The following is a 14,531-nucleotide window of genomic DNA, read 5'->3' as shown; positions in this document are numbered from 1 at the left end:
CATGCAAGCGGATTTCACTTTGCCTTTAATCCGGCATAGACTGAATTTTCCGTTAGATGCTTTCTCCGCACTTGCCGTGGCCATTGCCGTGCACGGCGACGGATGTTTTTGTCGTGCTCCACGAGCCGATGGCAGCCTAACCGGTTCGTGCCTGATCAACACTGAAAAGGGACGACTTATCATGGCCGATACCGGTTACATGGCACGCAAAACCGTTGCTGATATCGTCGCCAGCGCCGACGCCGAAGAAGGCCGTCACCTGTCGAAAACGCTGGGCGCGACGAGTATCACCGCGATGGGCATCGGCGCGATCATCGGCGCAGGCATCTTCGTGCTGACCGGGACCGCCGCCGCGCAGTTCGCGGGGCCGGCCATCACGCTGTCGTTCGTGCTGGGCGGCATCGCGTGCGCGTTCGTCGGCCTGTGCTATTCGGAGCTTGCGGCGATGCTGCCCGTGTGCGGGAGCAGCTACACGTACACGTATGCGACGCTCGGCGAGATCTTCGCGTGGATGATCGGCTGGGACCTGATCCTCGAGTACGCGATGGGCGCCGCGACCGTCGCGGTCGGTTGGTCCGGCTATATCGTGAGCCTGTTGCGCAACGTCGGCATCGACATTCCACCTACCCTCGCCGCCGCCCCCGGCACCGTCGTCAAACTGGCCGATGGCTCGACGGTCACCGGCGTGATCAACCTGCCGGCGGTGTTGATCATCGCGATCCTGACCACGTTGCTCGTGTTGGGGACCAAGGAGTCGGCGCGGCTCAACAACGTGATGGTCGCGATCAAGCTGACCGTGGTGGTCGCGTTTATCGCCGTCGGCGTGTTTTTCATCAAGCCGGAACACTGGCATCCGTTCATTCCTGCCAATACCGGCCAGTTCGGCAGTTTCGGCATGAGCGGTATTCTGCGCGGCTCGGCCGTGGTGTTCTTCGCGTTCATCGGCTTCGATGCGGTGTCGACCGCCGCGCAGGAAGCGCGACAGCCGCAGCGCGACATGCCGATCGGCATTCTCGGCTCGCTGATCATCTGTACGGTGCTGTACATCCTCGTCGCCGGCGTGCTGACCGGCCTCGTTGCGTACCCCGAGCTGAACGTTCCTGATCCGATCGCCAAGGGCGTCGACGTGATCGGGCTCACGTGGTTCTCGATCCTGATCAAAATCGGCGCGTTGACGGGGCTGACCACCGTGATACTCGTGCTGCTCTATGGACAAAGCCGCATCTTCTTCACGATGTCGCAAGACGGTTTGTTGCCGCACTTTTTCTCGAGGGTCCATCTGCGTCTGCATACACCCTATCTGAGTCAGATCCTGATCGGCACCGTCGTCGCGATCGTCGCGGCGCTGACACCGATCGGCGTGCTCGGCGAGATGGTCAGCATCGGCACCCTGTTCGCGTTCGTCCTCGTGTGCGGCGCGGTGATCTATCTGCGGCGCAGCGACGCCGAGGCGACGCGTCCATTCCGGGCGCCCGGCGTGCCGGTCGTGCCAGTGCTCGGCATCCTGTTCTGCCTGCTGCTGATGGTCGGCTTGCCGCTCGTCACGTGGCTGCGGCTCGTCGTGTGGCTCGTGATCGGCATGACGATTTATCTGTCATACGGCCGCAACCATTCGGTGTTGCGGCATCCGGAGCGCAAGCGTACGTGAATGTGTGGCGACTCGGAATATTTTTTCAGGCGCCTCGATTTCGATGACAATTGCATGCCTTTGAATTGCGGCAATTGCTGGATGACAATTGACATGTAATTGACAATTACCATTCAACACCTCGTCTGCGAGCGGGAATCACCCGCTCGTGCCCACCGCATGCGCCGCCTGGTCGTTGCGAGTCCATTCCACTCGCGACCACCAAGAATAAATTGACAAGCTACCCAGACACGGTAGGATCAACAGAAATCTTTTCCCCGCATTAACGCACCCACACACGTTCTGAATAGTTAATTCGACCGCAAACCGTTAAAACCGTCACCGATCTCACGCGCAAAAAAGACTGCCTTGATCAAAGGAGTTTCTCTTGCTTTGCTCCGCATGCCGCCTGCGTAGTCGTGCCGTATCGCTTCTGATCACCGGTTTGCCGCTCCTGCTTGCCGCCTGCAACGACCGGTCGCAGACGCCCACCGCCGCGTCGATGCCACCGGTTCCCGTGCTGGTCGAAACGGTTTCCACCACCCCTGTCGCCGATGTCGTCGAGTTGCCTGGCCGCATCGAGGCCGTGCGCACCGCCGAGATTCGCGCGCGCGTCGACGGCATCGTCCAGCGCACGCTCTATCGGGAAGGCACGGACCTGCCGGCCAACGCCCCACTCTTCCAGATCGACGCGAGCGACTATCGCGCGCAGTTGCAGCAGGCGCAGGCCGCGCTCACGCGCGCGAGCGCCGTGCGCGACAACGCGGCGTCGGTGGTGGACCGGTTCAAGCCGCTCGTCGGCCGTCATGCAGTCAGCGCGCAGGAATACGACGCCGCACTCGCGACCATGCAGCAGGCGCAGGCCAATGTCTCCGATGCGCAAGCTGCGGTCTCGCTTGCGCAATTGCGGCTCGATCGCTGCATCGTACGCACGCCGATCGCCGGACGCGCGGGCCGCGCGCTCGTCACCGAAGGCGCGCTCGTCAGCGCGGGCGCCGCCACGCTGCTCACGCAGGTCAATCAACTGACGCCGATCAACGCGGTGTTCACGCAGTCGAATACCGCGATGCTCGACGTCGAGCAGCAGATCCAGTCGGGCGCGCGCAAGCCGACCAGCATGAAGCACGTCGAGGTGCAACTGATCCTTGCCAACGGCCAGGTCTACAACGAGCGCGGTTTTCTGGACTTCGCCGATCTCGTCGTCGATCCGTCGACCGGTACGCAGACGGTGCGCGCGCAGTTCGCGAATCCGGACCGCACGCTGTTGCCAGGGCAGTTCGTGCGCGGGCGCATCATCGCGGCGGGCAATGCGCAGGGCATCCGTATTCCCGAGCGCGCGGTGCAGCTCGACAACGGCATTGCAAGCGTTGCGTTGGTCGCCGACGACGGCACCGTGGTCCGCCGCAATATCGATCTCGGCGAGCAGGGCGAAGGACGCTGGACCGTGCGCGACGGTCTGAAGCCCGGCGAGCGCCTGATCGTCGATGGCTGGCAGAAGGTGCAGCCCGGTCAACGGGTCGACGCGCGGCCCGCCCCCGATGCGTCGCCAGCGGCGCATTCGGCCGCGTCCCCCGCTCCCGCTTCGACCGCGCACTGACGGGCTCGCCGATGAATCGATTCTTCGTCGCCAGGCCGGTTTTCGCGTGGGTCATCGCCCTTTTCATCGTGCTGTTCGGCTCGATCGCGCTAGCGCTGCTACCGGTCGAGCAGTACCCCGACGTCGCTCCGCCGTCGCTCACCATCAGCGCGGTCTACAGCGGCGCGGACGCGAGCACGCTCGAGCGTACCGTCACGTCGATCGTCGAAGACGAGCTGAACGGCATCGAGAATTTCCTGTACATGTCGTCGGTGAGCCGCTCGAACGGCACGATGCAGATCACCGTGGTGCTAAAGCCCGGCACCAATCTCGACATCGCGCGCACTCAGGTGCAGGACCGTCTGAGCCGCGTCGAACCGCGCCTGCCGCTCGAAGTCCGTCAGATCGGCTTGAGCGTGACGAAGGCGTCGTCGGGCTTTCTGATGCTGCTTGCACTGCAGGCGACCGACGGCACCACCGACGCCGTCGCGATGGGCAACTTCGCGTCGAACAACATCGTCAACGAGCTGCGCCGTATCGACGGCGTCGGCGACGTGCAACTGTTCGGCTCGTCGTACGCGATGCGGATCTGGCTCGATCCGCGCAAGCTCGCGGGCTTTGGGCTGTCGGCCAGCGAGGTGTTGCAGGCGATCCAGGAGCAGAACAGCCAGACCGCGGGCGGCAGCCTCGGCGATCAGCCGATCGCGCCGGGCTCCGAGTTCACCGCGCAGATCGTCACGCAAAGCCGCTTCACGACGCCCGAGCAGTTCCGCGAAATCATCGTGCACGCGAATCCGGATGGCTCGACCGTGCGGGTGGGCGACGTCGCGCGCGTCGAGCTCGGCAACGACAGCTACGGCAACCGCCTGACCGTCAACGGCAAGGCGTCGGCCGGGATCGCGATCCAGCTCGCGAGCGGCGCGAACGCGCTCGCAGTCGCCAACGCGGTGCGCCAGCGCATGGCCGAATTGCAGCCGATCTTCCCGCGCGGCGTCGCGTGGACCGTGCCGTTCGACACCACGCCGTTCATCACGACCTCGGTGCAGGGCGTGATCCGCACGATGGTCGAGGCGCTGTTGCTCGTGACGGTCGTGGTGTTCCTGTTCCTGCAGGACTGGCGCGCGACCGTGATCCCGACGATCGTGGTGCCGATCGCGTTGATCGGCACGTGCGCGGGGCTCTACCTGTTCGGGCTGTCGATCAACATTCTGTCGCTGTTCGGCATGGTGGTCGCGATCGGTATCCTCAACGACGACGCGATCGTCGTCGTCGAAAACGTCGCGCGCATCATGCGCGAGGAAGGGCTCGGCGCGCCGCGCGCAACGGTGAAGGCGATCGGGCAGATATCGGGCGCGGCGATCGCGAGTACGCTGGTGCTCGTCGCGGTGTTCATTCCGATGGCGTTTTTTCCGGGCTCGACGGGCGGCATCTACCGGCAGTTTTCGGTCACACTCGCGGTGTCGATCCTGCTGTCGACGATGTTGGCGCTGACACTCGGCGCGGCGTTGTGCGCGGCGCTGTTGCGCAGCGAGGCGGCCGCCAAAGAGCGGCCGAAGAACGCGGCTTCGCGTCTGCTACATCGCGTGTTCGACGGCTTCAATCGTGGGCTCGACGCGGGCACCACACGCTATATCGTGGGCGTCGATGCGATGCTGCGCTCGCCGCTGCGCTGGCTGCTGGTGTTCGTCGCGGCCTGCGCGATCACCGTGTTTTTCTTCACGCGGCTGCCGACGGGCTTTCTGCCGACCGAGGACCAGGGGCATATCTTCATCACGTATACCGGCCCGCCGGGTTCGACCGACCAGCGCACGCAGCACGCGATCGACCAGGTCGAGGCGTTTCTGCGAACCCAGCCGCAAGTGCGCAACGTCGCGTCCGTGACGGGCTTCAGCTTCTTTGGCCAGGGGCAATCGGCGGCTCTGTCGTTCGTCGATCTGAAGCCGTGGGACGAGCGCTCGGGCGAGGCCAATTCGGCGAGCGCGCTGGTGCGTCGCGCGAATGCGGCGTTTCGGCAGATTCCCGAGGCGATCATTTTTGCGCTCGACCCGCCGCCGATTCCGTCGCTCGGCAACGCGACCGGCTTCACGATGAAGATCCAGGATCGCAGCGGCATCGGCGGCGAAGCGCTGCAACAGGCCGCGCGGCGGATGATGATCGAGGCGTCGCAAAGCCCCCTTCTCGCCGGCGTGCGCGCCGAGGGCATGCCGGAAGCGCCGCAACTGTATGTCGAGATCGACCGCGTGAAGGCGCGCGCATTAGGCCTGCAAATCGGTCAGGTCAACCAGGCGCTTGCGCTGACGTTCGGCTCGAACTACGTGAACGACTTCGTGTTCGAGGGCAACGTGCTGCGCGTGCTGTTGCAGGCGGACGCCGAGCAACGCATGCGTGCCGAGGACGTGACTTCGCTGCGCTTGCGCAATAACCGCGGCGAGATGGTGCCGTTCTCGGCGTTCACGCGCGTGCGCTGGATTTCCGGACCGCAGCAGCTCGAACGCTATAACGGCTTTCCGTCCGCGACGCTGTCGGGTCAGGCCGCGCCCGGCCGCTCGAGCGGCGCGGCGATCGCCGAGATGGAGCGCATCGCGTCGCACGTGTTGACCGGCAACCTGACTTACGAATGGACCGGCACCGCGCTCGAGGAAAAACAGGCGAGCGGCCAGATCGGCATGCTGCTCGGGCTGTCGCTCGTGGTCGTGTTCCTGTTGCTCGCGGCGCTGTACGAGAGCTGGGCGATTCCGGTCGCGGTGTTGCTGATCATCCCGTTCGGCGTGATCGGCGCGGTACTGTTGACGATGCTGCGTGGACTGTCCGCGGACGTGTATTTCAACATCGGCCTCGTGACGATCATCGGCCTTGCCGCGAAGAACGCCATCCTCATCGTCGAATTTGCGATCAAGGAGGAATCCGAAGGAAGGGACGCGCTAGCCGCCGCCAAAAGCGGCGCACAGCAGCGTCTGCGCCCGATTCTCATGACGAGCGTCACGTTCGTGTTGGGCATGCTGCCGCTCGTGCTCGCAACCGGCGCGGGCGCGGCGAGCCGCCGCGCGGTCGGCACCGGCGTGATGGGCAGCATGCTGACCGCGACGATGTTCGGCGTCTTCTTTACGCCGCTGTTCTATGTCGCCGCGCGACGCTGGCTGAGCCGCAAGAAACGCAGCACCGATCTCGACGATGACGATCTGCCGACAGGCATGCCGCGCGATTCGGGTGGAGGGCCGCGCGATGCGTAAATGCCTTCATGTGCGCCTGGTGCTGCCCCTCTTCTGCTGCTCGCTCGCCGCCTGCAACTTTGCGCCGAACTATCAGCAGCCCCAATTGCCGATCGCCGATCGTTTCGACACGACGGAGACCGCCAATCCGGCCGCCGCGCATCTGGCAAGCGAAGTCGACTGGCAGACCTTCTTCGCCGATCCGCAACTGAAGCTGCTGATCGAGGCGGCGCTCGAGCACAACCGCGATCTCGCCGCGTCGATCGCGCGCATCGAGCAGGCGCGCGCGTTTTATCGCATCCAGAACGCCGCGCGTTTGCCGCAGGTCAATGCGAACGCGGGTGCGACCCGCACCAGGGCGCCACTCGGTTCGATCGATCCCGAGTTCGACAACACGGACATCTCGGTCCAGTTCAACCAGTACAACGTGCAGGCCGCAGTGACGTCGTTCGAACTCGACTTCTGGGGGCGCGTGCGCAACACCAGCGAAGCCGCGCGGCGTCGATATCTGGCCACTGTCGACGCGCAGCACGCGTTCCGTTTGTCGCTGATCGGCAATGTCGCGTCGAACTACTACGCGATCCGCTCGGGCGAGGAAGGCATCGAGCTTGCACAACAGACGCTCGACAGTCGGCGCTACGCGCTGGAAGTCGCGAAGATGCGGCTCGACGCGGGCGTCACGTCGATGGTCGATTACGACCAGGCGGCCATTCTGGTCACGCAGGCACAGACGCAGCTGGCCGAGCTGCAACGGACCACCGCGCAGCAGCGCCATCTACTCGAGGTGCTGATCGGCGGGCCGCTCAGCGGGTCGCTACCGCCGGCGCCGCCGATCGCCGACGCCGCGCAGTTCCGCGAGCTCGATGCGGGCCTGCCCTCCGCACTGCTGATCGACCGGCCGGACATCCAGCAGGCCGAGCAGCAACTGCGCGCAGCCAATGCCGACATCGGCGCCGCTCGTGCGGACTTTTTTCCACGCATCGCGCTGACGGGTAGCTTCGGATATGTGTCGCCCGAACTCGGCGATCTGTTCGTGCCGGCCAAGCAGGCGTGGTCGTTCGGCGCGCTGGTCGGCATGCCGATCTTCGATGCGGGACAGCGCCAGGCGCAACTATCGCAGGCGCGCGCGCGACGCGACGAACTGGTCGCCGATTATCAGCGCACGGTGCAGAACGCGTTTCGTGAAGTGTCCGACGCATTGGTCGCGCGACAACGCTACAAGGAACAGATCGCGGCGCAGGAGCAGGCGGTGCAGGCGCAGCGGCAACTCGCCGAAACGGCGGAGCTGCGCTACGAAAACGGGATCTCGATCTATCTCGAGGTGGTGGATGCGCGACGCAATCAGTTTGCCGCCGAGCAGCAGTTGATCCAGCTTCGGGCGACGGCCTTGCAGAACGGGGTGTCGCTTTACGTCGCATTGGGGGGCGGGCCCGACGAGCCGCGGAACGTCACGCAAAGCACGTCTCACGCTGAGGGGGTCCACCCGTCCAACTGAGGCACGCGCGCCACAGCAGCGCGTCGTGCCCGCCGCCGGCATTGCACCGGCGGGTTCTACTCATCAGCCAAGCGTTACGTCGACCGATGCTTGTTCACCATCGCGCACCACGGTGACAGACACGCTGTCGTCCGCCTGAGCGATCATGCGGCGCAGTTGCTCGACGCCGTGAATCACCTTGCCGTCGACGGCAACGATGATGTCGCCCGCCTGAATGCCGGCTTCGGCGGCCGGACCGGTGGACTGCTGCACCACCACGCCGCCCGGCAGCTGCGCTTGCTGCTGTTCGTCCTGGGTCAGCGCACGCACGGCGACGCCGAGACGCGGACGGTTTTGCTGCTGCGGTTGTTCCTGCTGCTCTTCGCGTGGCGCGGCCGACGCCATGTCCGACGCTTGCTGCGCGCCCACCGTCACCGCCAGCTTGCTTTCGCCGCCGTTGCGCCACACGCTGATCGTCGCTTTGCTGCCCGGCGACAGTTGCGCGACCTGACCGATCAATTCGGTCGTGTTACCAATATGCTTGCCGTTCACGCCGACGATCACGTCGCCCTGGCGCAGACCGGCTGCGTGCGCGGGACCATTCGGATCGACCGAGCCGACCAGTGCGCCGCCCGTCGAGTCAAGGCCGAGCGCCTTGGCCTTGTCGGCGCTGAGCGGCTGCACGCCCACGCCGATGCGGCCGCGGCTTACGTGACCGGTACTCACGAGCTGGTCCTTCACGTGCATCGCCGCGTCGATCGGGATGGCGAACGACAGTCCCTGGAAGCCGCCGGTGCGCGAATAGATCATCGAGTTGATGCCGATCACTTCGCCATTCAGGTTGAACAGCGGACCGCCCGAGTTGCCCGGGTTGACCGGCACGTCGGTCTGGATGAACGGGATCGGGCTATCGTCGGAGAACGAGCGCGATTTCGCGCTGATGATGCCCGAGGTCACCGTGCTGTCGAAGCCGTACGGCGAGCCGATCGCCACGACCCATTCGCCGACCTTGCTGCTGTCCGGGTTGCCGATCTTCACGGTCGGCAGATTGGTCGCGTCGATCTTGACGACGGCGACGTCGGTGGCCTTGTCCTTGCCGATCACGCGCGCGTGGAATTCGCGGCCGTCGGTGAGCTTCACGGTCACGCTGGTCGCGCCGTCGACGACGTGATTGTTGGTCAGGATGTACCCGTCCTGGCTGATGATGAAGCCCGAGCCGAGCGCTTCGCCGCCGCTCTTGCGTTGACCGTTCTCGTCGACCGACGCGGCTTCTTTCACGCCGATATGCACGACCGCCGGGCCATAGCGCGTCACGATGCTGGAGAAGTCCGGTGCCGACGAGCGCGAGCCGACGACATCCGCCGCCGCGTGCAGCGACGACGTCGATCCCTGCGCGTCGTTTACGGACGCATCGGCATTGCGATGGCTGAGCGCATACGCGCCGCCGATTGCGAGGACAGCGCAGATCGCGGCGCTACCGCGCCAATAGTTTTTGGTGGTCATAGTCAGGGAGTGTTGCGGAGGGTTACGTGGTGGATGCGTAATGTAGTGGCCTCCACTTAAGGCAGACTTAAAGATGGTGTTCGATCAGAATGCGCGCGCAGGCCTTGTTTTAGGCGCTTTTTGCGTGTCGTGCGGCTTTTATGAAATAGCAACACGTGCATCTTTCGCGCGGTTCGAGAACAGGTGCGGCGTCGCTTTATCGTGCCTGACCAGTAATTTCCCCAGGATTGACCCCGCCCAAAGCGGTTCGGATAATAACCATATCGTGGACTTGTTATCCATAATGTGGACATTTCTTTTTTCTGCACACTTCGCGAGGAATTTCCCATGCCAGAGGCCAATCAATCCGACCTGACGCCGTACCAGCTACCGTTCCCGAAGGAAGCGCAAAAGGAAATCGTCGTGCCCTTCGCGATTCCGACCGACGAACGCGTGTGGGTCCCGCAGGCAGAAAACGTGTCGTTCCGCCCACTGTGCCTGAATGCGTCGCAGGGATACTGGATGAATCTGCTGCGCGTACGCCGCTCGGGTGTGTTGAGCCGGCATCGTCATCCGCAGGCCGTGCACGGCATGGTGCTCAAGGGCCGCTGGCGTTATCTCGAGCATGACTGGGTCGCGACCGAAGGCAGCTACGTGTACGAGCCGCCGGGCGAAACGCATACGTTATATGTGCCCGAGGACGTCGAGGAAATGATCACGTACTTCCAGGTCAACGGCGTGATGTTCTATTGCGATCCGTACGGGAACTACACCGGTTACGAAGACGTATTCACGAAGATCGACATGTGCCGCAAGCACTACGCGGCGGTGGGCCTCGGCGAAGACTACGTCGAGCAGTTCGTCCGGTAAAAGGCCGCGCAAGCCCCCAACGGAACCAACAGCCAGGACACCGCAATACCGACAGGCACGGCAACACCATTCCCACACAGCAGGACCCATTGCGCAGGAGACAAGCATGCTTCAGAAGTCGCAGCGTCTGAAACGCATCCAGGTGGTCGCCGTCGTCTTCCTGACGGTGGCGGGCATCGTCAATTATCTCGACCGCAGCACGCTGTCGATCGCGAATCATCTGGTCAGCGAGGAATTGCATCTGTCCGCTTCGCAGATGGGGCTGCTGCTGTCCGCGTTCTCGTTGTCGTATGCGTTCGCGCAGTTGCCGGTCGGCGCGCTGCTGGACCGTTTCGGATCGCGCGTGATGCTCGGCCTCGGCATGCTCGTGTGGTCGATCGCCCAGGTCGCGGGCGGCTTCATCCAGACGCTCAATCACTTCCTCACGGCGCGCGTCGTGCTCGGCATCGCCGAGGCGCCGCTGTTTCCGGCCGGCGCGAAAGTCGTCAGCGAATGGTTCGCGGTACGCGAACGCGGCACGCCGATCGGCACCTTCATCTCGTCATCCACCATTGCGCCGATGATCGCGCCGCCGCTGCTCACGGTGCTGATGCTTTCCTTCGGATGGCGAACGATGTTCGTCATCATGGGCGTGGTCGGCGTTGTCGTCGCGCTCGCGTGGTACCTCGTCTATCGCAATCGCAGCGAAATCGCGCTGACCGAAGAAGAAACCGCGCATCTGAACGAAGGCGCGACCGGCCAGGAGAATCCGCAGGGCCTCAACTGGTCCGAATGGGGCGCGCTGTTCAAGCTGCGCAACACGTGGGGCATGATCTTCGGCTTCATGGGCGTGATCTACATGGTGTGGCTCTATCTGACGTGGCTGCCCGGCTATCTGGAGCGTGAGCGTCATCTGAGCATCGCGCACACCGGCTGGCTCGTCGCGATTCCGTATGTGTTCGGCACGATCGGCATGGCGAGCAGCGGCGTGATCGCCGACTATCTGTTGAAGCGCGGCATGGCGCCGATCCGCAGCCGCAAGTGGCCGCTGTGCGTCGGTCTCGTCGGCGCCGCCGCATTCACGGTGCCGGCCGCCTACACACCGAGCACGACGCTCGCGATCGTCTACGTGTCGCTCGCGATGCTGTTCGTGAACCTGTCGAGCGGCAGCGCATGGGCGCTCGTCAGCGTCGCCGCGCCGCGACATCTGGTGGCGTCGCTCGGCAGCATGCAGAACTTCGGTGGTTATCTGGGCGGCTCGTTCGCGCCGGTGATCACCGGCATCGTCGTCGATCGGACGCATTCGTTCGTCAACGCGCTGCTGATCAGCGCGGCCGTCGCGTTCGCGGCGGCGCTCGTCTATCTGTTCGTCGTCCAGGAAGTGGCGCCCGCGCCGCTCGCGAGCTCGATCGAGACCCAACCCACCTGAGGCGGCTTCTCCCATGACGTTCCAGAACCAGCTCCTCGAAGGCAAGACCGCGCTCGTGACCGGCGGCTTGTCCGGTATCGGCGCGGCGATCGCCAACACGCTCGCGCAGCTTGGCGCGCACACGGTGGCGGCTGGTTTGCCGCCGCCCGAAGGCACGCCCGATACGCTCAATCGCGAGATTGCGCGCGTCACGCTGGATGTCCGCTCGGGCAACGCCGTCACGGCCGCGGTGAACGCGTTCGAGCGTCTCGACATCGTGGTCAACTGCGCCGGCGTGATCAGCCGCGGCGAAGAACATCGGCTCGACGTGTTCGAACGCGTGATGGATATCAATCTGAACGGCACGATGCGCGTGTGCGCCGCCGCGCGCGACTCGTTGAAGGCGTCGGCGGGCTGCATCGTCAATACGGCGTCGATGCTGAGTTTTTTCGGCGGCGGTCTCGTGCCCGCTTATAGCGCGAGCAAGGGCGCGGTGGCGCAGCTAACGAAGTCGCTCGCGATCGCCTATGCCGCCGACGGCATTCGCGTCAATGCGGTTGCGCCGGGCTGGATCGCAACGCCGCTCACCCAGGCGTTGCAGGACGACGATGGACGCTCGCTGGCGATTCTGGAACGTACGCCGCTGCGTCGCTGGGGCACGCCGCAGGAAGTCGCGCAGGTCGCGGTGTTCCTGTGCTCGCCGGCGGCGTCGTTCATGACGGGCGCAATCGTGCCGGTCGACGGCGGATATCTCGTCGCGTGATCGAGTCGTCGCGTAAAGCGGCGCCGCCGTCGTTCGACACCATCGATAAAGGCATAATTGCGTACCCCTGCTCTGCCCTGCCTCTGTATGATGTCGAGTTCCGCTTCCAAACCCCGTTCCCACGCCGGCGCCGCCGGCCATGACGCTGTCGGGCACGCCGACGACAAAGCCGACTCCAAGGCCGTCGCCGGCGCGGCCGCGTTCTCGAAGTTCATCGCGGTGCTGCAACTGATCGCCGATGCGCCAACGCCGCCCAACGTCGCGAAGCTGAGCGCGGCGAGCGGCTATCCACGCCCGACCGTCCATCGCATCGTCGCGGCTTTGCAGGCTGAAGGGCTGATCGTCGCGAGCGGCAGCGCCAACACCTTCGGCCTCGGACCGCGCCTGATCAACCTTGCGAGCCATAGCTGGGAGCGCTCGGATCTGCGGCTCGCGGCCGTCGATGCGTTGATGGCGTTGCGCGACTTCACATCGGAGACGATCCACCTCGCGGTGCCCAGCCAGGGCGAGATGGTCTACATCGAAAAGCTCGAAAGCCCGCACGCGGTGCGCATGGCATCGCGCATCGGCACGCGCGTGTCGCTGACGTCGAGTTCGGTCGGCAAGGCGTATCTGGCGACACTCAGCGTGGCCGAGCGCGAGGCGCTGCTGAAGAACGCGCCGCTCGAGCGTTTCACCGAGCACACGCTGACCGACCTCGACGCCGTGCGCCGCGAGCTCGACGCGACCGCGCAACGCGGCTACGCGGAAGACCACGAGGAGAACGAAGTATCGATCTGCTGCTACGGCGCCGCGATTCGCGGCCCGGACGGCCGCGCGGCCGGCTGCGTGAGCATCAGCATGCCGACCTTCCGCCGCCGCGACGATGTGCAAGCCACTTACATCGAGCCGCTGCTTGCGGCATGCCGCACGATCGCGGCGCGGCTGGGGCCGGCGAGCGGCAGATAGCGGACGATAGTGCGGCCGCGCCCGTCGATAAACTGCTATTCTTGCTGTCGCGCGGCCGCTCTGGCCGCCCGCCGCGTGCAAGCGGCAGACCCCGACAAGCTCCCGGCGGCGCTCACGCGCCCGCCTTCGCAAAGACAGGAATACGCATGTTCGGTTTTCTGCGCGGCTACTTTTCCAACGACCTGGCAATCGACCTCGGTACGTCGAACACGCTGATCTACATGCGCGGCAAGGGCATCGTTCTCGACGAGCCGTCGGTCGTGTCGATCCGCCAGGAAGGCGGCCCGAACGGCAAGAAGATCATCCTCGCCGTGGGCCGCGAAGCGAAGCAGATGCTCGGCAAGGTACCGGGCAACATCGAGGCGATCCGCCCGATGAAAGACGGCGTGATCGCCGATTTCAACATCACCCAGCAGATGATCAAGCGCTTCATCCAGATGGCGCACGAGTCGCGGCTGTTTGCGCCATCGCCGCGCATCATCATCTGCGTGCCGTGCGGTTCGACCCAGGTCGAGCGCCGCGCGATCAAGGAGGCCGCGCATAGCGCGGGCGCCTCGCAGGTCTATCTGATCGAGGAACCGATGGCCGCGGCGACGGGCGCCGGCCTGCCGGTGTCGGATGCAACCGGTTCGATGGTCGTCGATATCGGCGGCGGCACCACCGAGGTCGGCGTGATCTCGCTCGGCGGCATTGTGTACAAAGGCTCGGTGCGCGTCGGCGGCGACAAGTTCGATGACGCCATCGTCAACTACATCCGCCGCAACTACGGCATGCTGATCGGCGAGCAGACCGCCGAGGCGATCAAGAAGGAAATCGGCTCCGCGTTTCCGGGCTCCGAGGTCATGGAGATGGAAGTCAAAGGCCGCAACATGTCCGAGGGCATTCCGCGCAGCTTCACGGTGTCGAGCAACGAAATCCTCGAAGCGCTGACCGATCCGCTGAACCAGATCGTGTCGTCGGTGAAGATCGCACTGGAACAGACGCCGCCGGAACTCGGCGCGGACATCGCCGAGCGCGGCATCACGCTCGCGGGTGGCGGCGCGCTGCTGCGCGATCTCGACCGTCTGCTCGCCGAGGAAACCGGCCTGCCGGTGTTCGTTGCAGAGGCGCCGCTGACCTGCGTCGTACGCGGCTCGGGCATGGCGCTGGAGCGGATCGAGAAGTTCGGCAGCTCGTTTTCCTACGATTGATGCGC

10 protein-coding genes are annotated in these 14,531 nt (G+C 64.8%); 9 read left to right on the top strand and 1 reads right to left on the bottom strand.

The window, feature by feature from the left end; genetic code table 11:
* Positions 1-181: 181 nt before the first annotated feature.
* From HDG34_RS11865 to HDG34_RS11850, 4 genes are all read left to right on the top strand, one after another.
* Complete coding sequence (locus tag HDG34_RS11865) at positions 182-1,648, top strand: amino acid permease (RefSeq protein ID WP_184060190.1); 1,467 nt, start codon at positions 182-184, stop codon at positions 1,646-1,648.
* A 367-nt stretch (positions 1,649-2,015) separates the two neighbouring features.
* A complete protein-coding gene (locus tag HDG34_RS11860; protein WP_184060188.1) occupies positions 2,016-3,224 on the top strand; it encodes an efflux RND transporter periplasmic adaptor subunit in 1,209 nt (402 codons plus the stop codon).
* 11 nt (positions 3,225-3,235) lie between these two features.
* Positions 3,236-6,433: a multidrug efflux RND transporter permease subunit gene (locus HDG34_RS11855; protein WP_184060186.1), complete on the top strand. Its 3,198-nt coding sequence runs from the start codon at positions 3,236-3,238 to the stop codon at positions 6,431-6,433.
* Complete coding sequence (locus HDG34_RS11850) at positions 6,426-7,907, top strand: efflux transporter outer membrane subunit (RefSeq protein WP_184060185.1); 1,482 nt, start codon at positions 6,426-6,428, stop codon at positions 7,905-7,907. The genes HDG34_RS11855 and HDG34_RS11850 overlap by 8 nt, the downstream gene beginning before the upstream one ends.
* Before the next feature lie 63 nt (positions 7,908-7,970).
* On the opposite strand, the gene HDG34_RS11845 is transcribed toward HDG34_RS11850, so the two are convergent.
* Positions 7,971-9,389, bottom strand: coding sequence for a trypsin-like peptidase domain-containing protein (locus HDG34_RS11845; RefSeq protein ID WP_184060183.1), 1,419 nt, complete (start codon positions 9,387-9,389; stop codon positions 7,971-7,973).
* Between the two features lie 327 nt (positions 9,390-9,716).
* Here HDG34_RS11845 and HDG34_RS11840 point away from each other — a divergent pair, with 327 nt between their 5' ends.
* The 5 genes from HDG34_RS11840 (at position 9,717) to HDG34_RS11820 (ending at position 14,526) form a co-directional block, all read left to right on the top strand.
* Positions 9,717-10,238, top strand: coding sequence for a 2,4'-dihydroxyacetophenone dioxygenase family protein (locus tag HDG34_RS11840; protein WP_090809981.1), 522 nt, complete (start codon positions 9,717-9,719; stop codon positions 10,236-10,238).
* A gap of 106 nt (positions 10,239-10,344) precedes the next feature.
* Complete coding sequence (locus HDG34_RS11835) at positions 10,345-11,646, top strand: MFS transporter (RefSeq protein ID WP_184060181.1); 1,302 nt, start codon at positions 10,345-10,347, stop codon at positions 11,644-11,646.
* A 13-nt stretch (positions 11,647-11,659) separates the two neighbouring features.
* Positions 11,660-12,388, top strand: coding sequence for an SDR family NAD(P)-dependent oxidoreductase (locus HDG34_RS11830; RefSeq protein ID WP_184060179.1), 729 nt, complete (start codon positions 11,660-11,662; stop codon positions 12,386-12,388).
* 90 nt (positions 12,389-12,478) lie between these two features.
* A complete protein-coding gene (locus HDG34_RS11825) occupies positions 12,479-13,336 on the top strand; it encodes an IclR family transcriptional regulator (RefSeq protein WP_184060322.1) in 858 nt (285 codons plus the stop codon).
* Positions 13,337-13,482: 146 nt separating this feature from the next.
* The gene (locus HDG34_RS11820; RefSeq protein ID WP_013091688.1) at positions 13,483-14,526 is read left to right on the top strand and encodes a rod shape-determining protein; all 1,044 of its coding nucleotides are present in this window, start codon (positions 13,483-13,485) and stop codon (positions 14,524-14,526) included.
* The last annotated feature ends 5 nt before the right edge of the window (positions 14,527-14,531 follow it).

Source organism: Paraburkholderia sp. HC6.4b (genome assembly GCF_014200875.1).
GTDB classification, from domain to species: Bacteria; Pseudomonadota; Gammaproteobacteria; order Burkholderiales; family Burkholderiaceae; genus Paraburkholderia; species Paraburkholderia tuberum.
Note: the sequence above shows the minus strand (reverse complement) of the source record. Positions and strands in the feature narration are given on the sequence as shown.

What these genes read in the sequence shown, in the direction of transcription:
- HDG34_RS11865 (WP_184060190.1), top strand. Translation starts at nt 182, where the DNA reads ATGGCCGATACCGGTTACATGGCACGCAAAACCGTTGCTGATATCGTC.
- HDG34_RS11855 (WP_184060186.1), top strand. Translation starts at nt 3,236, where the DNA reads ATGAATCGATTCTTCGTCGCCAGGCCGGTTTTCGCGTGGGTCATCGCC.
- HDG34_RS11850 (WP_184060185.1), top strand. Translation starts at nt 6,426, where the DNA reads ATGCGTAAATGCCTTCATGTGCGCCTGGTGCTGCCCCTCTTCTGCTGC.
- HDG34_RS11845 (WP_184060183.1), bottom strand. Translation starts at nt 9,389, where the DNA reads ATGACCACCAAAAACTATTGGCGCGGTAGCGCCGCGATCTGCGCTGTC.
- HDG34_RS11840 (WP_090809981.1), top strand. Translation starts at nt 9,717, where the DNA reads ATGCCAGAGGCCAATCAATCCGACCTGACGCCGTACCAGCTACCGTTC.
- HDG34_RS11835 (WP_184060181.1), top strand. Translation starts at nt 10,345, where the DNA reads ATGCTTCAGAAGTCGCAGCGTCTGAAACGCATCCAGGTGGTCGCCGTC.
- HDG34_RS11830 (WP_184060179.1), top strand. Translation starts at nt 11,660, where the DNA reads ATGACGTTCCAGAACCAGCTCCTCGAAGGCAAGACCGCGCTCGTGACC.
- HDG34_RS11825 (WP_184060322.1), top strand. Translation starts at nt 12,479, where the DNA reads ATGTCGAGTTCCGCTTCCAAACCCCGTTCCCACGCCGGCGCCGCCGGC.
- HDG34_RS11820 (WP_013091688.1), top strand. Translation starts at nt 13,483, where the DNA reads ATGTTCGGTTTTCTGCGCGGCTACTTTTCCAACGACCTGGCAATCGAC.